Source organism: Herbaspirillum sp. UBA812 (assembly GCF_002296545.1).
Classification (GTDB): Bacteria; Pseudomonadota; Gammaproteobacteria; order Burkholderiales; family Burkholderiaceae_D; genus Herbaspirillum; species Herbaspirillum huttiense.
This window is the reverse complement of record NZ_DBIC01000038.1, coordinates 1-21,995: the sequence shown is the minus strand read 5'-3', so window position 1 is coordinate 21,995 and position 21,995 is coordinate 1. Positions and strand designations below refer to the sequence as shown.

The window sequence follows — 21,995 nt, the reverse complement described above, 5'->3', positions numbered from 1 at the left end:
CCCCCCCCCCCCCCGCCCCCCCCGCCGTCGCCGCCCAGCCGCAAGCCGGCCGCCGCAACCTGCTCAAGGCCCTGGGCGCTGCGCCCCTGCTGCCGCTGGCGGGCGGCCTGTCGGCCTCGGCCCTGCTGGCCGCCTGCGCCACCCCGGGTGCGGGCAAGCCCTTCGCCTCGGCGCGTTTCACCGGCATGCCGGCCCCGACCCTGGACAACCCGGCCGCCATGGCCGCCACCACCGTCGGCTCGGCCCTGGAAGTGACTTTTGCAGATGGCAGCAAGCAGAGCTACAAGCTGGCCTATCAGCCTTTCTTCATGACCGGCGACATGGTCCCGAACGGCAAGGGCGGCAGCATCCTCGCGGGCGGCTACCTGGACATCAACAACCAGCCCATCATCGACCGTTCGGTACCGGGCAAGGAGCGCCAGTTCTATTCCGACTGCCCGGACGGCTCTTCGCTGCTGACCGTGGCCGGTGCCAAGGTGCCGGGCGTGAAGGGTAATGCGGTATTTGCCGTGGTGCAATTCGAATACACCACGCGCGACCAGAAGCAGGCGGCCATGTACGGCCAGCTGCCGTCGCCCATCGCCGTGCTGACCCTGGACCAGGATCCTTCGTCGGGCAAGCTGTCGCTGGTGCAGTACCACAATGTCGATACTTCCCAGGTCAACGGCCTGTGGATCACCTGCGGTGCCAGCCTGTCTCCCTGGAACACGCACCTGTCGTCGGAAGAATATGAACCGGACGCCTCGGCCATCGCCTCCAATCCGCAGTTCAAGGCCTTCAGCAAGAACCTGTATGGCGACGAGAACCGCGCCAATCCCTATCACTATGGCCACCTGCCGGAAGTGACCGTCAACCCGGACGGCACCGGTTCCATCAAGAAGCACTATTGCCTGGGCCGCATCTCGCACGAGCTGGTGCAGGTCATGCCGGACCTGCGTACGGTGCTCATGGGCGACGATGCTACCAATGGCGGCCTGTTCATGTTCATCGCCGATCGCGCCGCAGACCTGTCCTCGGGCACGCTCTATGTGGCGCGTTGGGAGCAGGTGTCCGGCGTTGGCCCGGGTGCCGGCAAGCTGTCCTGGGTACGCCTGGGCAGCGCCACCAGTGCCGAAATCAAGGCCATGGCGGACCGCTACAAGTCCTCCGACATCATGGACATCCGCACCACTGATCCGGCTGACGGTTCCTTCTCCAAGATCCCGTTCAATGGCAAGTTCAACTGGGTGCGCGTCAAGCCGGGCATGCAGAAGGCCGCCGCCTTCCTGGAAACCCACCGCTACGCGGCACTGGCCGGTGGCAGCCTGGGCTTCACCAAGATGGAAGGCACCACCGTCAATGCCCGCGACAAGATCGCCTATTCGGCCATGTCCTATGTGCAGACCTCGATGCTCAATGGCTCCGGCCACATCAAGGTCGAAGGCCCCAAGGCCGGCGCCGTGTATGCCCTGAACCTGCGCGGTGGCCAGCGCGATGCCGGTGGCAATGCCATCGACAGCGAATGGGTGGCCATCGACATGGCCCCGCCGGCCGCCCTGGTGGGCGTGGACCTGAAGACCCCGGATGCCCTGGGCAACCTGGCCGACCAGGAACACATCGCCAATCCGGACAACATCAAGTTCTCCGAAAAGCTGCGTACCTTGTTCATCGGCGAAGACAGCGGCATGCACGTCAACAACTTCCTGTGGGCCTACAACGTCGATACCAAGGCGCTCACCCGCGTGCTGTCCTGCCCGGCGGGCGCTGAATCGACCGGCCTGCATGCGGTGGATGAGATCAACGGCTGGACCTACGTGATGAGCAACTTCCAGCACGCCGGCGATTGGGAGAAAGGCTTGCACGACAAGGTCAAGGACACCCTCGATCCGCTGGTACGCGCCAACTTCAAGGACCGCTTCGGTGCCACGGTGGGCTACCTGACCGGTTTGCCGCAGACCGGCAAGGCCTGATGTGAAGCAAAAGGCTTCAGTCTGAAGGCGGCGGACGGAACGCATTCTGCTAGGATCAGTCCTATCAGCTCGTTTCGTCCGCCCGCCGATGACCAGAAAGCTGTTTCACATTCTGCCGCTGCCCTTGCTGTGCGCTGCCCTGCTGGCGGGTTGCGCTTCGGCCCCCGCACCGCATGGCGAAGTCAAGGGGGCCGAGGCCAGTTCACGCGAGATGGGGCAATCCGACAGCAATCGTGTGGCCACCCTGGCCATGCGCGCCAATCTCGATAGCCTGTACCTGCTGATGTCCAAGCTGTATCGGCGCAATCCGGCCGAGTGGAAGAAAACCGCTGGCAGCCGCGACGAGGCCGAGAAGAAGGTCAAACTAGCCATCGAGCAGCGCCAGGCCTGGCCCGAATTGCAGGGCAAGCGCGATATCCAGGCCATGACACTGGCCCTGTCACCGGAGTTCAAGGGGGACCGGGTCGCGGCCTTCATCGATGCCACCGCCGACATGATCATCGTCGCGCATGGCAACAAGATCGAATTCTTCCTGGTCGACGGGCTCGACGCCCAGCATCTCTACAATGCCGCGCGCAATGTGGAAATCGCCGCCTGGATTCTCTCCAGCCGCAGGAACGCCACCGGTGCGCCGCTGCTGCTGTCCGACGAGATCGGCAGCGAGGCACGCAACCTGAGTTTTGAACGGGAATTCGGCAAGATCGTCGGCCGTCTCGACCTGATGGCCGAATTCATGACCGAGCGCTATCGCCGCGCCGGCATCAGCTATGTGCAGAACCTGCTGGGCGGGTCATTCCTGCAGTTCCTCCCGGTGCGCTGAGTTCTCCTGGCACTCCCGGCCAAGCCGGTGCAATCACGTAGCAACCGCGGCCATTGCCCTTGGCGGCATACATGGCCTTGTCAGCGGCCTGCAGCAGGCTGTCGGCGTCACAGCTGCCATCACACACGGCGATGCCTACTGACACGCCCAGCTGGTACTCGCCCTGCGCCAGGTGCAGAGGTTCGGAGACCACCCGGATGCATTTTTCGGCCAGTACCTGCGCGCCGTGTTCATAGGGCTGGCCGAGGTCGGTGATGAGCAGCACGAATTCATCCCCGCCCACACGCGCCAGCGTGTCGCCGTGGCGGGCCACCTGGCGCAGCCGCCGCGTGACTTCCTGCAGCACCTGGTCACCGGCCTTGTGGCCGAGGGTATCGTTGATCGGCTTGAAGCCATCCAGGTCGAGGAACAGCAGCGCCACCCCATTGCGTTCGCGGCAGGCGTGAGTGAGTGCGGCTTCCATGCGTTCGGCCAGCATCATGCGGTTGGGCAGGCCGGTGAGTACATCGTGATGCGCCTGGTGCTGCAACTCCGCCTGGTGCAGCTTGAGGCGCGACAGCAAGCCGTTGAAGGCCATGGTCAGGTGGCCGACTTCATCGCGCCGTTCCACTGGCAGCGGCGACAAGGGCAGTTCACCGCGCGTCATGCGGTCTGCCAGCGCGGCGGCGCGGCGCAGGGGACGGAAGAACCACAAGTAGGCCAGCGTCACCAGCAGGATCACCATCGCTCCCTGGATCAGCCCGCCGCGTCCGATCAGCGCGCGTGTACGCTCCACCGTCGGCAGGGCGTCGGCCAGCGGCAGCGTCACGGCCACCAGCCAGCTGGTACCGGGAATCGACGCGAAGGCCTTGATTTCATTGATGCCATTGGCGGCCAGGCCGACGCCATTGCCGCGGAAACCCTGCTGCAGGGCACGGTCCATCAGCAGGTCCTTGCCGACCGGGGGCAACTGGCTGTAGACCAGGGCTTCGTCACTGGAGGCGATGATCATGCGCTGGCTCGGCGAAATCAGCAGGAAGCTGCCGGTCGGTCCCAGCCGGGCCCGTTGCAGATGGTCAAGGAAGCCCGGGGCATTGAGTTCGGTGCTCCCCCCCAGTACGCCGACGATCTGGCCCTGGGCATTGCGCAGCGGGGTGAGCATGGCGATGATGGGTTTGCCGCTGGCCGGGCTGACCAGGGGCGGGCAGATTACGGTCGCCCCTTGCAGCACCCTTTCGAAATCGGTGTACTGGGTCAGGGAGAGCGCGCGGCGGCCATTGAGCGTGGGGTAGTCGACCACGATGAGCCCATTGGCATCGGCCACGAACAAGCCTTGGGCAAACAGCGGTTGCAGCTCCTGGTGTTCCTGCAGCCAGGCGCGGATGGCTGCACGGTCGTCCAGCATCGGCGAGGGCATGTGCCGGGCCAGGCGCTCCAGATAACGTGCACGTTCCTGCACGCGGTATCCGATGTCTTCGGCCAGATAGCTGGCGATGGTGCTTTGCTGGTCGGCGGCGACCTGGGCCTGCTCCTTTTCGAGAAAGCCGATCAGGATGTGATAGCGCAGGAGCGCGCTGCCCACGATCAGCAGGAGGCCGAAGAGGACGAGACGAGTCACCAGGCTGCAATGGATGCGCTTGAGCTTCATTCAGGGGTTTGCTGTTGTTGTTATTCCTCGGAGCGCCCGTGTTGTCCACTTCCCTCAAATCGATTCGGAAGTCGCTCCAAGCCAACATTGTGCCACTGCAACGTAGCGCTTGTCGGCTTTTTTTGCGCTTGTTGCTATGCCGCAATCCTTGTCTGACGCGGGTTCGCGGCCAGACAAGGGTGTGATGATCCGTCAGTTTTCTGGCGGAAATGGCCTGTGTCGGATCAGGCCGGTTCAGCGTGTTCGACCATCAGCTGCACTGTGGTCTTGCCGTTGTACTCATTGGCATCGAGCCGGAAGGCGACCTTGGCGTGATCGGGCAGGGCATCGGTATGGCCGAACCAGATGGCGTCGTACTTGAGGCCCCCCTTTTCCAGCTGCAGCTTGAGGTGCTTTTCCTTCAGGATGCGCTGGCTGAGCACGCGGAAATGGTCGCAGAACACCGGCGGCGCGAAGCCCTGGCCCCAGACCTGCTGGTCCATCAGGGTGATGAATTCGACCGAGTAATAGCTGTCCTCCAGTTCACCATCAGTCTCGATGACACGTTCCAGCTGGTTCTGCGTGAGCCAGTCGCGGCCGACCGCCTCAAAGGCCTGGGAGAAGGCATCGAAGGCGTCGGCATGGATGGTCAATCCGGCCGCCATGGCGTGGCCGCCGAACTTGGTCATCACCGAAGGCGCGTGCTTGGATACCAGGTCCAGCGCGTCGCGCAGGTGGAAGCCGGCAATCGAGCGGCCCGAGCCCTTGATGAAACCTTCATCGCCGGGCGCGAAGGTGATCGTGGGGCGGTAGAACTTGTCCTTCAGGCGCGAGGCCACGATGCCGATCACGCCCTGGTGCCAGGAAGGATCGAAGACGGCGATGGTACGGCGGTCGGCCGGATTGAAATCGTCCAGCAGCAGCAGGGCGGTATCCTGCATGCCGGCCTCGATGTCGCGCCGTTCGCGGTTGATGGCATCAAGTTGCTGGGCGATGGCCCAGGCGCGGCCTTCGTCATCGGTAGTGAGGCATTCGATGCCCAGCGACATGTCGGCCAGGCGGCCGGCGGCGTTCAGGCGCGGGCCCACGGCAAAGCCGAGGTCGAACGGGGTGGCGCGGCGCGCTTCGCGGCCGGCGGCGCGGAACAGGGCGGTGATGCCGGGATGCATCTTGCCGCTGCGCATGCGCTTCAGGCCTTGGGCTACCAGGATACGGTTGTTGGCATCGAGCTTGACCACGTCGGCCACCGTGCCCAGTGCCACCAGGTCGAGCAGGCTGTCCAGGCGCGGCTGGGTCTGGGCATCGAACAGGCCGCGCTTGCGCATCTCGGCGCGCAAGGCCAGCAGCACGTAGAACATCACCCCCACGCCCGCCAGGTTCTTGCTGGGGAAGCCGCACTGCGGCTGGTTGGGGTTGACGATCACGCGTGCGTCCGGCAGGGCGTCGCCCGGCAGGTGGTGGTCGGTCACGACGACGTCGATGCCGCGCCGCTTGGCTTCGGCCACGCCGTCGATGCTGGCGATGCCGTTGTCGACGGTGACGATGATGTCGGGATTCTTCTCGCGCACGGTCAGTTCGACGATCTCGGGCGTGAGGCCATAACCGTATTCGAAGCGGTTGGGCACGATGTAGTCCACCTGCGCGCCCAGCAGGCGCAGGCCGCGCAGGCCGACGGCGCAGGCGGTGGCGCCGTCGCAGTCGTAGTCGGCGACGATGACCAGCTTCTTGCGCTCGGCGATGGCATCGGCCAGGTATATGGCGGCCGCCTCGATATGTAGCAGGCCGGATGGCGCGATCAAGGCATTGAGCTCGCTGGCTAGCTCACGCGCGGTGGACAGGCCGCGCGCCGCATAGACGCGCGCCAGCACCGGATGCACGCCTTCGGCAATGAGTTGCTCGGCTTGGGAAATGTCATAGGAGCGGGTAGTGACGCGAATCATGCCGACAGCCCCGCCAGTGAAGCTTTACGCCAGAACCGGCGCAGTGCGCCGCGCGTGACCGACACTTCCTGGCTGCGGTCAGCGCCGGTCAGGATCAGGTTCAGCGATTCCAGGCTGCCGGCCTTGAGCGACACCAGCAAGGGCGCCAGCCAGTCGCGGTCCAGGTGTTCCAGATGCTGCAGCCACAGGCCCCATTCCTCGGCCAGTGCCGCTTCGGCCAGCGCATCCAGTACCAGCAGGCGATGGCCACTGCCTTGGGCCACTTGGGCCGCACCACCGTCGGCGCGCTCTTCGCCGAAGGCGCGCAGCCAGCCGCGCAGGCCGAAGCGGGCGGCGTAAGTGGCGTCGGCGCGTACGCCAGCATCGGCTCCACCCCAGATCCAGATCGAATTGATGGCCTTCTGGCCGCGCATTTCGCGCTGTTCATTGAGCGACTCGGCAAACCACTGCATCTGCACTTCGTTCTGCAGCTTGCGCCAGGCCAGTTCGCCCGGTCCTTCCGGCATCCAGATGTCGACGTTGCGCCCGCTCGCGGCCGAGGGCGTGGAGGTGCGCAGCCCGGCCCAGGCGTCGGCCCGGATGAACCAGGTGCGGGCATCGCCATAGACCAGCTCATGGCCGATCTCGGTGAACAGGGGCAGGGCGGCGGCAAACAGGCGGCGCGATTCATCCTCTTCCAACTGCAGCTGGCCGATGTCGGTCAGCACCAGGTGGTCACGCGCCACGTGGATGTGGGCTGGATGCAGCACGAACCAGTGACCGGCCGCAGGCGTGTGACCCAGGCGCTGCATCAGCGCGCTGGCGGCGGCGGGGCTGGAATCCTGGGGCGCGGGCGGCAGGCCGAAGCGCCGGGCCAGCCAGTGCTCATGCGGCAGGGCGCGCGAAAACGGGTCATGCGCCAGGCGTGGCGCAGCCTTGCCACGGCCCAGCAGCATGGCCAGGGCCGGTGCCTGGCTCTGCCGCAACAGGTCGCGCGCCAGTTCAGCCGGGGGCAGGGCAAAGGGAATGAGGATGTCGAGTTGATTCATGGGGCGCTATTTTAGCGGCTGGCGCGCCGCTTGGCCCCGGTTGCCTGAACAAGGCTTCACTTCAAAGCGGGGTCAGCCATTGTTCCAGGCCTTTTTTGCACGCTGGCGCACCAGCATGCGCACGCTGTCGGGCATGGGCGTGCGCGCGCCATTGGTCTCGGCCGAGAGCCACAGGCTGTCTTCGAAGAAGGGCAGCATGCGCGGCGTGATGAAGCGGCTGCGGATGCCGTTGACGTGGCGGTCGCCCTGCGCGGTCTGCTGGGTGATGTAGAAACGCTGCGGCACCACCAGGTGCAGATACTCCTTCGCACGCGTCATGGCCACGTACAGCAGGCGCCGCTCCTCGGCGATCTCGGCCTCGCTGCCGGTGGCCAGGTCCGACGGGATGCAGCCATCGACCACGTTGAGCACGTGAACCGAGCGCCATTCCTGGCCCTTGGCGGAGTGGATGGTGGAGAGTGTCAGGTAATCCTCGTCGCGGTAGGGCGGAGCGGAGAAGTCGCTGCTGGCTTCGGGCGGATCCAGCGTCAGTTCGGTCAGGAATTTCTCGCGCGAGGCATAGCCATTGGCCAGCGCGGTCAGTTGCTCGATGTCGGCAGCGCGGGCGTCGGCGTCTTCATAGCGCTGCTCCAGGTGCGGCAGATACCAGTCGCGCGCGGCCTGGATGTCGGTCGGCCAGCTGGCACTGGCGCGGCGCATCAGGTCGTAGGTGTCGGCAAAGGCCTGCCATTGCAGGGCGATACTGGCGGGTGCGCCGAAGTTCAGCAGCGCATCGGCCGGGTCGCTGGCGGCGGCCATGAGGTCCAGTACCTTCCTGGCGGTGGCGGGACCGACCCCGGGAATCAGTTGCAGCGCGCGGAAGCCGGCCATGCGCCCGCTTGGATTGTGCGCCAGGCGCAGCAGCGAGAGCAGGTCCTTGATGTGGGTGCTTTCCAGGAATTTGAGTCCGCCGAACTTCACGAAGGGGATGTTGCGCCGGACCAGCTCCAGTTCCAACGCCGCGCTGTGGGTGGCGGTACGAAACAGCACCGCCTGGGATTTCAGGGTGAGCCCTTCTTCACGATGCGCCAGGATGCGGTTGGCGACCCAGCGCGCCTGTTCGGCCTCATCCGGGATGACCACCAGTTGCGGCTTCTGTGAGGACGGCTTGTCGCTCCAGAGCTGCTTGACGTGCCGTTCCGGCGCATCGGCGATGACGGCGTTGGAGGCCTGCAGGATGGGCTGCGTGGAGCGGTAATTCTGTTCCAGCGTCAACAGCCGCGCCGGCTGGGTGAACAGATCGGGAAAATCGAGGATGTTGCGTACCGTAGCGCCCCGGAAGGAATAGATGGACTGGGCATCGTCACCCACGGCGGTCACGCCGGCGCCATCGGGCTTCATTCGTTGCAGGATCTCGGCTTGCAGGCGGTTGGTGTCCTGGTATTCATCCACCAGCACATGATCGAAGCGCGCCCCGACCGATTGCGCAATCTCGTGGTCGGAGAGCATGTCGGCCCAGAACAGCAGCAGGTCGTCGTAATCCAGCACGTGCTGAGCTTCCTTGGCCTCGACATAGCGGGTAAAGAGTTCGCCCAGCAGCCTCTCCCATTCACGGCACCAGGGAAATTGCGTCTGCAGCACGGTGCCCAGGTCTTGCCGGGTATTGACCGCACGTGAATAAATGGACAGGCAAGTGCCCTTCAGCGGAAAACGCTTGTCGCTGGAGGACAGCCCCATCTCGTGGCGCAGCAGGCCGATCAGGTCTTCGGAATCTCCGCGATCCTGGATGGTGAAGTCTTCTTCCAGGCCGATGACGGCCGCGTACTCGCGCAACAGCCGCGCGCCGATGGCGTGGAAGGTGCCTGACCAGGGCAGTTGCGGCGGGCTGTCGGTGGCCGCCAGCCCCAGCACCTGGCGGATCACCTGGCCCACGCGCCTGCTCATGTCGGCAGCCGCTCGGCGCGAGAAGGTCAGCAGCAGGATGCGCTGCGGGTCGGCCCCATCGAGGATCAGCCTGGCGACCCGGTGCGCCAGGGTATTGGTCTTGCCCGAACCGGCACCGGCCACGATGAGCAGCGGCGGCTGTTGCGCTGCTGGCAAGGCGCTGCCATGCTCGACCGCCTCGCGCTGCTGTGCGTTCAGGCGCGCAAACGGGTCGCGCTCGCCGGTGGGCGGGCTGCTGGTGTCGGGGACGTCCTGGGCGAGTTCGGGTGGCATGGTGCGGGGAAATTCATATCGGCGATGGCTGGGCAAGGAGGTACTGTATATATAACCAGTCCCGGACGCAACATCAGGCACATCCACTATATGAAACATCTTGGCGCGAACCTCTGCGGTAGAAGTGAATCTACAGGCTTCACGGCAGACGACCGACGGGTCCGGCGCGAGTATGGAGCAGACGGCCAGGGATGGGCCATGACTGCAAACTGTGGCAAACTTCGCGCTTTGTCTTCGCCCGTGTTGGCGTGCGGCCAGAGGATTGCGTCCCGGAACCGGGAGGCGAGGCCACTGGCAGCACATTGTGCAGGCCCTCTCCCGGAGCAATTTTGAGTCTGATTAAAAACCTGCCGTTCGAATGGCTGGTCGGCATCCGCTACACGCGGGCCGGCAAGCGCAGCGGCCGCAACAGTTTCATTTCCTTCATTTCCCTCATTTCCATGGCCGGCATTGCGCTGGGCGTGGCTGCCCTGATCGTGGTGCTGTCGGTCATGAATGGTTTCCAGAAGGAAGTGCGTGACCGCATGCTTTCCGTGCTGGCCCACATCGAAGTCTTCGATGCCTCCGGTTCCATGAAGGACTGGCAGGCGGTGGCCAAGCAGACCTTCCAGAATCCCGAGGTGCTGGGCGCTGCGCCCTATGTATCGGGCCAGGCCATGATGACGCGTGACGACAACCTGCGCGGCGTGCTGGTGCGCGGCGTGCTGCCCGAGGAAGAGCCCAAGGTCTCGGATGTGGCCAAGCAGGTCAAGCAGGGCAGTTTCGATTCCCTGAAACCCGGCGAATTCAACATCGTCATCGGTGGCGAGCTGGCGCGCGGCATGCGCGTGGGACTGGGCGACAAGGTCACGGTGATCGTGCCGCAAGGGCAGGTGACCCCGGCCGGGGTCTTGCCGCGCCTGAAGCAATTCACGGTGACCGGGATTTTCGAAGCGGGCCATTATGAATTCGACTCGTCGCTGGCCTTCATCCAGCTGCAGGATGCAGAAACCCTGTTCCGCATGGATGCCCCCACCGGCGTGCGCCTGCGCATCCGCGACATGCTGCAGGCCCCGGAAGTGACCCAGCAGCTGGCGCGCACCCTGAGTGGCGACCTGTACCTGCGCGATTGGTCGCAGCAGAACAGCAACTGGTTCGCGGCCGTCAAGACCGAAAAGCGCATGATGTTCATCATCCTCGCGTTGATCATCGCCGTGGCGGCCTTCAATCTCGTGTCCACGCTGGTGATGACGGTCACCGACAAGCAGGCTGACATCGCCATCCTGCGCACGCTGGGGGCCTCTCCCGCCTCCATCATGAAGATTTTTGTGATTCAGGGGGCCCTGGTCGGCCTGGTCGGTACGGCCATCGGCGTCGGCCTGGGGGTGGTGGTGGCACTCAATATCGATGTGCTGGTACCGGCCATCGAGCGGGCTTTCCACGTGCAGTTCCTGCCCAAGAGCATTTACGTGATTTCTGAATTGCCATCCGAACTCATCTGGTCGGACGTCTATACCATCGGCGGTCTGGCCGTGGTGCTGGCCTTCCTGGCTACCTTGTATCCGAGCTGGGCAGCGGCCCGTGTCAAACCGGCGGAGGCGCTGCGCTATGAATAACAACGATCCGATCAAGAATCGCCAGGCCGTGCTGTCGTCGCGCGGCTTGGGCAAGACCTTCACCCAGGGCAAGTATTCGGTGAAGGTATTGGGCAATGTCGATATCGACGTCTACCATGGTGAACAAGTCGCCATCGTCGGTGCCTCGGGCTCCGGCAAGTCGACTTTGCTGCACCTGCTGGGCGGGCTCGATACGCCCAGCACCGGCACCGTCAGCCTGTTGGGCAAGGATTTCGCCAGCCTGGGCGAGAGCGAGCGCGGCACGCTGCGCAACCAGTCGCTGGGCTTTGTCTACCAGTTCCACCATCTGCTGCCGGAATTCTCGGCGCTGGACAACGTGGCCATGCCGCTGATGATTCGCCGCGTCAAACGGGCCGAAGCGCAGGAGCAGGCCCGCGAGATGCTGGAGAAGGTCGGCCTGGCGCAGCGCGTGACGCACGTGCCGGGCGAGCTTTCCGGGGGCGAGCGCCAGCGGGTGGCCCTGGCGCGCGCGCTTGTGACGCGTCCGGCCTGCGTGCTGGCCGATGAACCGACCGGCAATCTGGACCGCAGCACGGCCGACCGCACCTTCGAACTGATGATCGAACTCTCGCGCACGCTGGGCACGGCCTTCGTGATCGTGACCCACGACATCGAACTGGCAGGCCGCTGTGCGCGCGTATTGCGCTTGTCCGACCAGGGCTTGAAAGTGGCCGGTCAGCAGCCTTGAGGCATTCCGGGTAAGCTATCGCCTTTGACGCCGCCGTCTTGATACAAGACGGCGGTGTGCTTTTGAAGACACGAATACCTGTACAGACGGAAACTGGAGCAAGACAATGAACACCCGCCAATGGCTAGAGACCCTGGTCGCCTTCGATACCACCAGCCGCAATTCCAACCTGGAACTGATCGCCACTGTGCGTGACAGCCTGGAAAAGCAGGGCATCTCCTCCTGGCTGGCGCACAACAAGGAGCAGACCAAGGCCAACCTGTTCGCCACCTTGCCCGCTACCGCCGGCCCCAATGCCGGCAGCACCGAAGGCGGCATCGTGCTCTCCGGCCATACCGACGTGGTGCCGGTGGACGGCCAGAAATGGGATACCGACCCCTTCAAGCTGACCGAGAAGGATGGCAGCCTGTTCGGCCGCGGCACTTGCGACATGAAGGGTTTCATCGCTACCTCGCTGGCGCTGGTGCCGGAATTCCTGGCCATGCCGCGTGTGAAGCCGATTCACCTGGCGTTTTCCTATGATGAAGAAATTGGCTGCATCGGCGCGCCCGTGATGCTGGAAGAAATCGTCAAGCGCGGCATCAAGGTCGATGGCTGCGTGGTGGGTGAGCCCACCAGCATGAACGTGGTGGTGGCGCACAAGGGCATCAACGTGTTTGCCTGCAAGGTGCACGGCAAGTCCGCGCACTCGTCGCTGACCCCGCAGGGCTGCAACGCCATCGAGCACGCCGCACGCCTGATCTGTGCCATCCGCGATTTCGCCGATCGCTACAAGGCCAATGGCCCGTATGACCAATTCTTCGATGTGCCCTTCAGCACCATGACCACCAATCAGATTCGTGGCGGCATCGCGGTCAACACCATTCCCGAGCTGTGTGAATTTACTTACGAATTCCGCAACCTGCCCGGCATGAGCGTGGCCGACATCCAGGCGCAGATCGACAAGTACATCGCCGAGGTGCTGCTGCCCAAGATGCGCAGCGAATTCCCGGAAGCCCGCGTGGAGATCGACAACTTCGCCGGCAGCCCGGCGCTGGAAGCGGTCGAGCAGGCGGCCATCACCGAGCTGGTGCGCGCACTGACGGGGGATCGCGAAACCCGCAAGGTCGCCTATGGCACCGAAGCAGGCCTGTTCCAGCAGATCGGCATCCCGACCATCGTCTGCGGTCCTGGCGACATCGGCAATGCCCACAAGCCCAACGAGTTCGTGACACTGTCGCAGATGGAACGCTGCGAGCAGTTCCTGCGCAAGCTGGGCAAGTCGCTGCAGCCGGCCTGATCAAGCCTGATCGGTGCGCCCGGGTAGCGTGCGAGATGAAGGACGCGAGCGATCGCGTCCTTTTTTCATGTCCGCGCGTGAAGGATCTGGTATTTCTTTACCATTGTTAATTACTGCAAGAGGGCGTTAGACGGTAAACTGCGCGGGTTGAAGCCGGTTCAAACCGGCTATGCTGTTCAAACAACAAGACGCTTCGGGGGAAGCGAGCCGCATCAGCAGCCTGGCTGAATCATGCGATCGCGGCCCCTGCGGCGGGTGTCGTTATCCGGAACCGCTGCCCTGAGGCCGGTCTTCCGATTTTCGCCAAGCCAGCACATGTGGGTCGATACGCACTGCCATCTCGACGCCGGGGAATTCGGCGACCGTTCCGCTGCAGTGGCCGCCGAGGCTGCGCAGGCCGGCGTGCGCGCCATCGTCATTCCCGCCATCGCCAAAGTGAACTTCAAGGAAGTCGGACGGCTTGCGCGCGAAGTCGGCAATGCCGTCTATGCGCTGGGCATTCATCCGCTTTACGTCCCCACTGCCAAGGAATCCGATCTGGAGATCTTGCGTACGGCCATCGGCGAGGCGCTGGACGATCCGTTGTTCGTGGGGATCGGTGAGATCGGGCTGGATTTCTTCGTGCCGGCCCTGAAAGAAGCGCCGCTGCGCGAGAAGCAGGAATTCTTCTTTGCCGAGCAGCTCAAGCTGGCACGCGACTTCGACCTGCCGGTGCTGCTGCATGTGCGGCGTTCGCAGGACATCATCCTCAAATACCTGCGCCGCATCCGCGTGCCCGGCGGCATCGCCCATGCCTTCAATGGCAGCGACCAGCAGGCCCGGACCTTCGTGGAGCTGGGGCTGCACCTGGGATTTGGCGGCGCCATGACCTTCCCGCGTTCGCTGCAGATCCGCCGGCTGGCGACCGAATTGCCCTTGTCCTCGATCGTGCTGGAAACCGACGCGCCGGATATTTCACCGGCCTGGCGGCATCCCGGCATCAACACCCCGGACCAGATCCCGCGCATCGGTGAAGTCCTGGCCGAGCTGCGCCAGCTGCCGCTGCAGGAGATCGCCGCCGCCACCACCGCCAATGCCCGGGCCGCGCTGCCGCGCCTGGCGCATGCAGGACTGCCACTCTGATGCGCGCGCTGATCATCGGGTTTGCCATCGGCGTGGGATTGCTGCAGGTGCAGGGCCAGTTGCCGGGCACCGAATGGATTGCGGTCGGGCTGGTGCTGGCGCTCTTGCTGGGTTTGACGGCCTGGAAGTTCTGGCAGCCCTGGCTGCGGGTGCCCCTGTTGCTGACCTGTGGTGCCTGGCTGGGCTTCCTGTGGGCGGCTTCCTTTGCCATGTATTACCTCGATCAGGAGCTCCCCAAAGCCTGGGAAGGACGTGATATCACCGTCATCGGTACCGTCGCGGATCTGCCTGCGCATACCGAGCAGGGCGTGCGCTTCCGTTTCGATGTGGAGCAGGTGGTGGTGCAGGGGGGCGTGAAGCCGCCGGTGCCGCCCCGGCTGGCGCTGTCCTGGTACGGCAACCAGCGCTACCAGCAGCCCTCCGAGGATGGCGAGCAGGCCGCGCCGCCCCGGATGGCCGTGCCCGACCTGCGGCCGGGTGAGCGCTGGCGCTTGCAGGTGCGGCTCAAGCGTCCGCACGGCAATGCCAATCCGGATGGCTTCGACTACGAGCTGTGGCTGCTGCAGGACGATGTGCGAGCCACCGGCTACGTGGTGGGCCGTCCGGCGGCCTCGGGTGCTGCGCTGACGGCGCTCAACCGCCGTGTCGACGACTTCGTTTGGACGCCTTCCCATATGATCGACAGCGCCCGCGGCTGGCTGCGCGACCGCATCTACTCGGCGCTGCCCGGCGCCCCCTATGCCGGCGTGATCGCAGCCCTGGTCATGGGCGACCAGCGCGGTATCAACCAGGCGGACTGGACCGTCTTCAACCGTACCGGCATCGGCCATCTGATGGCCATCTCCGGCCTGCATATCACCATGCTGGCAGCCCTGTGCGGCGGACTGGCGAGCTGGCTGTGGCGGCGCTCCTTCTTCACGGGCGCGCAATTGCCGCTGCGGCTGCCGGCCCAGAAGGTGGCGGTGATCGTCGGGATGGGAGCGGCGTTCATCTACGTGTTGCTGGCCGGGTTCGGGGTGCCGGCCCAGCGCACGCTGTACATGCTGATCGTGGTCGGGATCGCTTTCTGGCGCGGCCGCATCGTGCGCGTCTCGGTGGTGCAGTGCCTGGCACTGGGGCTGGTCTTGCTGCTGGACCCCTGGGCGGTGCTGTGGCCGGGCTTCTGGCTTTCCTTCGGTGCGGTGGCCTTGTTGCTGTATGGCTCGGTCGGGCGCATGCAGCCGCCGCAGGCCATGGCCGCTGCCGCTTCGCACAAGCACTGGTGGTCGGCGCTGCTGCAGCGGATCAAGCAAGCCGGTTATGCCCAATACGTCGTCACGCTGGGACTGGTGCCGCTGACGGTGCTTTTGTTCGGACAATATTCGCTGGTCAGCCCGATTGCCAATGCGGTGGCCATTCCGCTGGTCTCGCTGGTGATCACGCCGCTGGCGTTGCTGGGCAGCATCCTGCCGGCCGTGCTCGCGCAATTCGTGCTGCAGGTGCCGCATCAGCTGCTGGTCTGGCTGGCCGAATTCCTGCAGGGGCTCAATGCCATGCCCTGGGCCGTGTGGCAAACGCCGCTGCCCAGCACCTGGATGTTTGCCTTGGCCCTGGGCGGAACCCTGCTGGTGCTGGCACCGCGCGGCTGGCCGGTGCGCTGGCTGGGCCTGTTCGGCTGGTTGCCTTTGCTGCTCAATGCCCCGGTAGCGCCGGCTGAAGGAAGCATGCGCGTGACTGCCTTCGACGTCGGGCAGGGGATGGCGGTGCTGGTGGAAACCCCGGGCCATCGCCTGCTCTACGACACCGGTCCGTATTACACGGCCGAGTCGGACGGGGCCACGCGGGTGATCCTGCCCTACCTGCGCGCACGCGGGATCGATCATCTGGATCGCGTGGTGATTTCACACAATGACAACGATCATTCCGGCGGGGCGGTATCGCTCTTCAGGCATTTGCCGGTTGACAGTGTCTATTCTTCGCTGTCGCCGGACAGCCCGATCCTGCGCGCCGCCCCCGAGCACACGCGCTGCCAGGCCGGACAATCCTGGAACTGGGACGGCATCGGCTTTACCGTGCTGCATCCGGATGCAGCCAGCTATGACAGCGACAAATGGCGGCCGAATGCCCGCAGTTGCGTGCTGAAGGTGCAGATCGGACGGCAATCGGTCCTGCTGGCCGGGGATATCGAGGCGGTGCAGGAAGATGAGCTGGTGAGCGGGCCGCTGGCCGACCGCTTGCCCTCCACGGTGCTGCTGGCGCCGCATCATGGCAGCGGTACTTCGTCCACCGAACCTTTCCTGCGCGCGGTGCGGCCGGAACTGGCGGTGTTCCAGGTCGGCTATCGCAACCGTTTCAATCATCCCAAGCCGGAAGTCTATGAACGTTATGGCCGACTCGGCATTCGCCGCCTGCGCACTGACGAAACCGGCGCGCTGACCATGACCTTGGGCGACCAGTTGCAGGTGGAGCAATACCGCAAGCAACACGCGCGTTACTGGTACGAGCAGTGATGCCAGCGGGCGGTCCGGCTGCCCGCAGCTGCATTTCGCGATGCGGGAAAATAGCACGCTCGCGGCATGGGCGGTTTTGCTATGCTGCGGCCATTGCCCAGCCTGTGCCTTTCCATGAGCCATCCTATTCTTCATTTCGCCCACGCCAACAGCTATCCGGCGGGGACTTACGGCATGTTCTTCGAGCAGCTGCGCGCCCATTACGATGTGCGTGCCTTGCCGATTCACGCCCACAATCCGCGCTTCCCGGTCGATGACGGCTGGCGTACCCTGGCCCGCGAGCTGCGCGAGGAGCTGGAACGCAGCTACACCGAACCGGTGATCCTGGTCGGTCATTCCATGGGCGGTATCCTGGCGCTGATGGCTGCGCGCAAGCGGCCTGCGCTGGTGCGCTGCGTGGTGCTGCTGGATTCGCCTATCGTGGCTGGCTGGCGGGCGCACCTGCTGCGTCTGGCTAAAATCCTCAAATACGAGAGCCGCCATTCGCCCTCGGTGGCCTCGGCGCGCCGCCGCGACAACTGGCCTGACATGGAAGCGGCTTATCAGCATTACGCGGCCAAATCCCTGTTTGCTGCCTGGCCGCAGCAGGTGCTGCGCGACTACGTGCAGCATGGGCTGGTGCCCCAGCCGGGCGGGGGCGTCAGGCTGCGCTTCTCGCGCGAGACCGAAACGGCGGTCTACCGCACCATTCCCCATCACCTCGGGCGTCTGGCGCGCCAGACCTATCCGGTACCGGTGGGCTTCGTTGGTGGCGTCGATTCGGTCGAGTGCCGCCTGGCCGGACTGGACGCCACGCGCCGGCTGGTCGGGCCGAATTTCCTGCAGATCGCCGGAGGGCACCTGTTCCCGATGGAGTCTCCTGTGGAGGCGGCCCAAGCCACGCACGCCATGATCGGGCAGCTGTTGCAGGGCAGGGGGCTTGAAGTTGAATAGCGCGGAGATGAACCAATCTGCCGGGATGATGGTCAAGAAGCCATTCTCGGCGGCCGGGCATGTTTTCCTGCTGCAAGTTTGTCGATGGCGAGACACTAATCGCAAGCAGGCTTAAAAAACGAGCCGGTTTTGGGGTATAATTTGAATTTCCCGCATGTGCCGTTCGGCACTCATCTGTAATGACCAAGTTTGTATTTGTCACTGGCGGCGTCGTGTCTTCCCTGGGTAAAGGGATTGCCGCCGCGTCCCTCGCTGCGATCCTCGAATCGCGCGGCCTCAAAGTCACCCTCCTGAAGCTCGATCCCTACATCAACGTCGACCCCGGCACGATGAGCCCGTTGCAGCACGGTGAAGTGTTCGTCACCGATGACGGCGCCGAAACCGACCTCGACCTGGGCCACTACGAGCGTTTCATCTCGGCCAAGATGAAGAAGGTGAACAATTTCACCACCGGCCAGGTGTATGAATCGGTGATCCGCAAGGAACGCCGTGGCGAATACCTGGGCAAGACCGTTCAGGTGATCCCGCACATCACCAACGAGATCCAGGAATTCATCCATCGTGGTGCCGAAGGTTTCGAAGTGGCGCTGGTGGAAATCGGCGGTACCGTCGGTGACATCGAGTCGCTGCCCTTCCTGGAAGCTGCGCGCCAGCTGAGCCTGCGCTCCGGCCGCAATGCCACCGCCTTCGTCCACCTGACCCTGGTGCCGTTCCTGGCCTCGGCCGGCGAACTCAAGACCAAGCCCACCCAGCACAGCGTGCAGAAGCTGCGCGAGATCGGCATTTCGCCCGACGCGCTGCTGTGCCGTGCCGACCGCCGCATTCCTGACGACGAACGCGACAAGATCTCGCTGTTCTCCAACGTCGCCGCCGACGCCGTCATTTCGGTGTGGGATGCCGATAGCATCTACAAGATTCCGCAGATGCTGCACGACCAGGGTTTGGATACCATCATTTGCGAAAAGCTGGGCCTGTCGCCCAAGCCGGCCGATCTGTCGATGTGGGACAAGCTGATCGATGCGCAGAACAATCCTTCGCACGAAGTCACCATCGGCATGGTCGGCAAGTATGTCGACCTGACCGAGTCCTACAAGTCCCTGACCGAAGCGCTGCGCCACGCCGGCATCCATACCGGCAGCCGCGTCAACATCGAGTACCTGGATTCGGAAGAGATCGAAGCCAACGGCACCGACAGCCTGAACAAGTACGATGCCATCCTGGTGCCGGGCGGCTTCGGCAAGCGCGGCGTGGAAGGCAAGATTGCCGCTGCCCGCTACGCCCGTGAGAACAAGGTCCCGTATCTGGGCATCTGCCTGGGCATGCAAGTGGCCCTGCTGGAATATGCCCGCAACAAGGCCGGCCTGTCCAAGGCCAACTCGACCGAGTTCGATCCGGATACCGAGCAACCGGTGGTCGCTCTGATCGACGAATGGCAGAACCATGATGGCAAGGTCGAGCGTCGCGATGCCAATTCCGACCTGGGCGGCACCATGCGCCTGGGCGCGCAGACCTGTGCGGTCAAGCCGGGTACCCTGGCGGCCGAGATCTATGGCGACAGCGTGACCGAGCGTCACCGCCATCGCTATGAAGCCAACAACTTCTACCTGACCCGTGTGGAAGAAGCCGGCATGGTGGTTTCGGCCCGTACGCCGACAGAAGACCTGTGCGAAATCATGGAACTGCCGCGCACCGGCGAGAACGCTCACCCGTTCTACATCGGCGTGCAGTATCACCCGGAGTTCAAGTCCACCCCGCGTGATGGCCATCCGCTGTTCATTTCCTACATCCGTGCAGCCCTGGCGCATCACGCCGAGTTGCAACAGGATGCCGCTGCAAAGGGCAAAGCATGAAACTGTGCGGTTTTGATGTCGGTCTGGAACACCCGTTCTTCCTGATCGCCGGCACCTGCGTGATCGAGTCCGAGCAGATGGCGCTCGATACCGCCGGTACCCTGAAGGAGATCACGACGGAACTGGGTATCCCGTTCATCTACAAGTCGTCCTTCGACAAGGCCAACCGTTCTTCGGGTACCTCGTTCCGTGGCCTGGGCATGGAGAAGGGTCTGGAGATCCTGGCCAAGGTCAAGAAGGAAATCGGCGTGCCGGTCCTAACCGACATCCACGAGATCGACGAGATCAAGCCCGTGGCCGCCGTGGTGGATGTGCTGCAGACGCCGGCCTTCCTGTGCCGCCAGACTGACTTCATCCGCGCCTGTGCGCAATCGGGCAAGCCGGTCAATATCAAGAAGGGCCAGTTCCTGGCACCGCACGACATGGTCAACGTCATCGACAAGGCCCGTGCTGCTGCCAAGGAAGCCGGGCTGCCGACCGACCAGTTCATGGCCTGCGAGCGTGGCGCTTCGTTCGGCTACAACAACCTGGTGTCCGATATGCGCAGCCTGGCCATCATGCGCGAAACCGGTGCTCCGGTGGTGTTTGATGCCACCCACTCGGTGCAGCTGCCGGGCGGGCAGGGCACGTCGTCAGGCGGCCAGCGCGAGTTCGTGCCGGTGCTGGCGCGCGCCGCCATTGCCGTCGGCATTTCGGGTGTGTTCATGGAAACCCACCCGAACCCCGCCGAAGCCAAGTCGGATGGTCCCAATGCCGTGCCACTGGCGCGCATGAAGGATTTGCTGGGCACGATGATCGATCTGGATCGCATCGTGAAGAAGGCAGGCTTCCTGGAAAACAATTTTTCCTGATGTGTGCATGAAACGGCTGCCGCCCGGCGGCCGTTTCATCATGGGCGCAACGCACGCTGACAGGGTGCGGCTGTCCCGGCCACCGGGCCTGCACCCGCCAACAATTTTTAAAACCTCGATGGAGATCTGGAATGAGTGCAATCGTTGATATTATCGGCCGCGAAGTGATCGACTCGCGTGGCAATCCGACCGTGGAATGCGACGTGCTGCTGGAATCCGGCGTGCTGGGCCGCGCTGCCGTGCCTTCGGGCGCCTCCACCGGTTCGCGCGAAGCGATCGAACTGCGCGACGGCGACAAGAGCCGCTATTTCGGCAAGGGCGTGCTGCAAGCCTGCGAAAACATCAACACCGAGATCTCGGAAGCCATCATGGGCCTGGACGCCAATGAGCAAGCCTTCCTGGATCGCACCCTGATCGACCTGGACGGCACCGAGAACAAGAGCCGCCTGGGTGCCAACGCCATGCTGGCCGTCTCGATGGCCGTGGCCAAGGCCGCTGCCGAAGAATCGGGCCTGCCCCTGTACCGTTACTTCGGTGGCAGCGGCTCCATGCAGATGCCGGTGCCGATGATGAACGTCATCAACGGCGGTGCCCACGCCGACAACAACCTGGATATCCAGGAATTCATGATCATCCCGGTCGGCGCACCGAGCTTCCGTGAAGCCCTGCGCTACGGCGCCGAGGTGTTCCACACCCTCAAGAAGATCCTGCACGACCGCGGCCTGGCCACTTCCGTCGGCGACGAAGGTGGCTTCGCCCCGAACGTATCGAGCCACGAAGAAGCCATCAAGCTGATCATCGAAGCCATCGAGAAGGCCGGCTACGAGCCGGGCACCCAGATTGCCCTGGGACTGGACTGCGCCGCTTCCGAGTACTACAAGGACGGCAACTATCACCTGGCCGGTGAAAACATGGTGCTGACCCCGGCGCAAAAGACCGGCCTGCTGGCATCCTGGTGCGACAAGTACCCGATCATCAGCATCGAAGACGGCATGGCCGAGAACGACTGGGCCGGCTGGAAGCTCTTGACCGAAACCCTGGGCAAGAAGGTGCAGCTGGTGGGCGACGACCTGTTCGTCACCAACACCAAGATCCTCAAGCGCGGTATCGACGAGAAGATCGGCAACTCGATCCTGATCAAGTTCAACCAGATCGGCTCGCTGACCGAGACCCTGGAAGCCATCCAGATGGCCAAAGCTGCTGGCTTCACCGCCGTGATCTCGCACCGCAGTGGCGAAACTGAGGACAGCACCATCGCCGACCTGGCCGTGGGTACTGCCGCCGGTCAGATCAAGACCGGTTCGCTGTGCCGTTCCGACCGCGTTTCCAAATACAACCAGCTGCTGCGTATTGAAGAGCAGCTGGGTGGCAAGGCTCCCTACAAGGGCCGTGCCGAGTTCCGCGGCTGATCACGATCTGCTGCGCGTCGGCCCTACTGCGTTAAAAACAGGCTCGGAATGCTCATTTACAGCTCGTAAACTGCGCTTCCTCGCCTGTTTTTGCCTTGTATGGCTCTAGCTCGCAAGATCGTGAGCAGGTTCTAAGCAACTCCGTGATTCGAGCGGCCCGCATAGCGCGTGGCCGCCCTTTTTTTTGCGCGAAGGTTCGCGGCGGGGCGCCGCTCCTAC

General features: G+C 64.0%; 15 protein-coding genes. 11 read left to right on the top strand and 4 right to left on the bottom strand.

What is annotated here, in order from left to right:
* Positions 1–59 precede the first annotated feature (59 nt).
* Together B3873_RS02350 and B3873_RS02345 are read left to right on the top strand one after the other, a co-directional pair.
* On the top strand, positions 60–1,949 hold the full coding sequence (locus B3873_RS02350) for a PhoX family protein (RefSeq protein WP_414651520.1): 1,890 nt from the start codon (positions 60–62) through the stop codon (positions 1,947–1,949).
* 88 nt (positions 1,950–2,037) lie between these two features.
* Complete coding sequence (locus B3873_RS02345) at positions 2,038–2,769, top strand: hypothetical protein (protein WP_039785525.1); 732 nt, start codon at positions 2,038–2,040, stop codon at positions 2,767–2,769.
* Here the strand turns inward: B3873_RS02345 and B3873_RS02340 are convergent.
* The 4 genes from B3873_RS02340 to B3873_RS02325 form a co-directional block, all read right to left on the bottom strand.
* Positions 2,711–4,396 (bottom strand): diguanylate cyclase domain-containing protein, encoded by a 1,686-nt coding sequence (locus tag B3873_RS02340; RefSeq protein ID WP_286863843.1) that lies wholly within the window; start codon positions 4,394–4,396, stop codon positions 2,711–2,713. The two genes, B3873_RS02345 and B3873_RS02340, sit on opposite strands and share 59 nt — an antisense overlap.
* Before the next feature lie 224 nt (positions 4,397–4,620).
* Entirely contained in the window at positions 4,621–6,315 is a 1,695-nt protein-coding gene (gene recJ, locus B3873_RS02335; RefSeq protein WP_286863842.1) for a single-stranded-DNA-specific exonuclease RecJ, read from the bottom strand.
* Positions 6,312–7,343 (bottom strand): hypothetical protein, encoded by a 1,032-nt coding sequence (locus B3873_RS02330; RefSeq protein WP_286863841.1) that lies wholly within the window; start codon positions 7,341–7,343, stop codon positions 6,312–6,314. Before B3873_RS02330 ends, recJ begins: the two co-directional genes overlap by 4 nt.
* A gap of 72 nt (positions 7,344–7,415) precedes the next feature.
* Positions 7,416–9,539 carry an ATP-dependent helicase gene (locus B3873_RS02325; RefSeq protein WP_286863840.1) on the bottom strand — a complete coding sequence of 708 codons (2,124 nt, stop codon included), beginning with the start codon at positions 9,537–9,539 and terminating at the stop codon, positions 7,416–7,418.
* Positions 9,540–9,868: 329 nt separating this feature from the next.
* Here B3873_RS02325 and B3873_RS02320 point away from each other — a divergent pair, with 329 nt between their 5' ends.
* The 9 genes from B3873_RS02320 (at position 9,869) to eno (ending at position 21,776) form a co-directional block, all read left to right on the top strand.
* Positions 9,869–11,134, top strand: a complete 1,266-nt coding sequence (locus B3873_RS02320) for a lipoprotein-releasing ABC transporter permease subunit (protein ID WP_134135884.1) — start codon at positions 9,869–9,871, stop codon at positions 11,132–11,134.
* Positions 11,127–11,843: a lipoprotein-releasing ABC transporter ATP-binding protein LolD gene (gene lolD, locus B3873_RS02315; protein ID WP_039785536.1), complete on the top strand. Its 717-nt coding sequence runs from the start codon at positions 11,127–11,129 to the stop codon at positions 11,841–11,843. The genes B3873_RS02320 and lolD overlap by 8 nt, the downstream gene beginning before the upstream one ends.
* Before the next feature lie 106 nt (positions 11,844–11,949).
* Entirely contained in the window at positions 11,950–13,122 is a 1,173-nt protein-coding gene (gene argE, locus B3873_RS02310) for an acetylornithine deacetylase (RefSeq protein WP_286863839.1), read from the top strand.
* Positions 13,123–13,437: 315 nt separating this feature from the next.
* Positions 13,438–14,244, top strand: coding sequence for a TatD family hydrolase (locus B3873_RS02305; protein ID WP_286863838.1), 807 nt, complete (start codon positions 13,438–13,440; stop codon positions 14,242–14,244).
* Positions 14,244–16,733, top strand: a complete 2,490-nt coding sequence (locus tag B3873_RS02300) for a DNA internalization-related competence protein ComEC/Rec2 (RefSeq protein WP_286863837.1) — start codon at positions 14,244–14,246, stop codon at positions 16,731–16,733. The genes B3873_RS02305 and B3873_RS02300 overlap by 1 nt, the downstream gene beginning before the upstream one ends.
* A 114-nt stretch (positions 16,734–16,847) precedes the next feature.
* Positions 16,848–17,666 carry an alpha/beta fold hydrolase gene (locus B3873_RS02295; RefSeq protein ID WP_286863835.1) on the top strand — a complete coding sequence of 273 codons (819 nt, stop codon included), beginning with the start codon at positions 16,848–16,850 and terminating at the stop codon, positions 17,664–17,666.
* Positions 17,667–17,845: 179 nt separating this feature from the next.
* Complete coding sequence (locus B3873_RS02290) at positions 17,846–19,516, top strand: CTP synthase (RefSeq protein ID WP_039785542.1); 1,671 nt, start codon at positions 17,846–17,848, stop codon at positions 19,514–19,516.
* Complete coding sequence (gene kdsA / locus B3873_RS02285) at positions 19,513–20,367, top strand: 3-deoxy-8-phosphooctulonate synthase (protein ID WP_121041675.1); 855 nt, start codon at positions 19,513–19,515, stop codon at positions 20,365–20,367. Before B3873_RS02290 ends, kdsA begins: the two co-directional genes overlap by 4 nt.
* 131 nt (positions 20,368–20,498) lie before the next feature.
* Positions 20,499–21,776, top strand: coding sequence for a phosphopyruvate hydratase (gene eno / locus B3873_RS02280; protein ID WP_286863832.1), 1,278 nt, complete (start codon positions 20,499–20,501; stop codon positions 21,774–21,776).
* Positions 21,777–21,995: the final 219 nt, after the last annotated feature.

Bases quoted from the DNA above. Each gene is read 5' to 3' on its own strand.
- B3873_RS02345 (WP_039785525.1), top strand. From the start codon at position 2,038: ATGACCAGAAAGCTGTTTCACATTCTGCCGCTGCCCTTGCTGTGCGCT.
- B3873_RS02340 (WP_286863843.1), bottom strand. From the start codon at position 4,396: ATGAAGCTCAAGCGCATCCATTGCAGCCTGGTGACTCGTCTCGTCCTC.
- recJ (WP_286863842.1), bottom strand. From the start codon at position 6,315: ATGATTCGCGTCACTACCCGCTCCTATGACATTTCCCAAGCCGAGCAA.
- B3873_RS02330 (WP_286863841.1), bottom strand. From the start codon at position 7,343: ATGAATCAACTCGACATCCTCATTCCCTTTGCCCTGCCCCCGGCTGAA.
- B3873_RS02325 (WP_286863840.1), bottom strand. From the start codon at position 9,539: ATGCCACCCGAACTCGCCCAGGACGTCCCCGACACCAGCAGCCCGCCC.
- lolD (WP_039785536.1), top strand. From the start codon at position 11,127: ATGAATAACAACGATCCGATCAAGAATCGCCAGGCCGTGCTGTCGTCG.
- argE (WP_286863839.1), top strand. From the start codon at position 11,950: ATGAACACCCGCCAATGGCTAGAGACCCTGGTCGCCTTCGATACCACC.
- B3873_RS02305 (WP_286863838.1), top strand. From the start codon at position 13,438: ATGTGGGTCGATACGCACTGCCATCTCGACGCCGGGGAATTCGGCGAC.
- B3873_RS02300 (WP_286863837.1), top strand. From the start codon at position 14,244: ATGCGCGCGCTGATCATCGGGTTTGCCATCGGCGTGGGATTGCTGCAG.
- B3873_RS02295 (WP_286863835.1), top strand. From the start codon at position 16,848: ATGAGCCATCCTATTCTTCATTTCGCCCACGCCAACAGCTATCCGGCG.
- B3873_RS02290 (WP_039785542.1), top strand. From the start codon at position 17,846: ATGACCAAGTTTGTATTTGTCACTGGCGGCGTCGTGTCTTCCCTGGGT.
- kdsA (WP_121041675.1), top strand. From the start codon at position 19,513: ATGAAACTGTGCGGTTTTGATGTCGGTCTGGAACACCCGTTCTTCCTG.
- eno (WP_286863832.1), top strand. From the start codon at position 20,499: ATGAGTGCAATCGTTGATATTATCGGCCGCGAAGTGATCGACTCGCGT.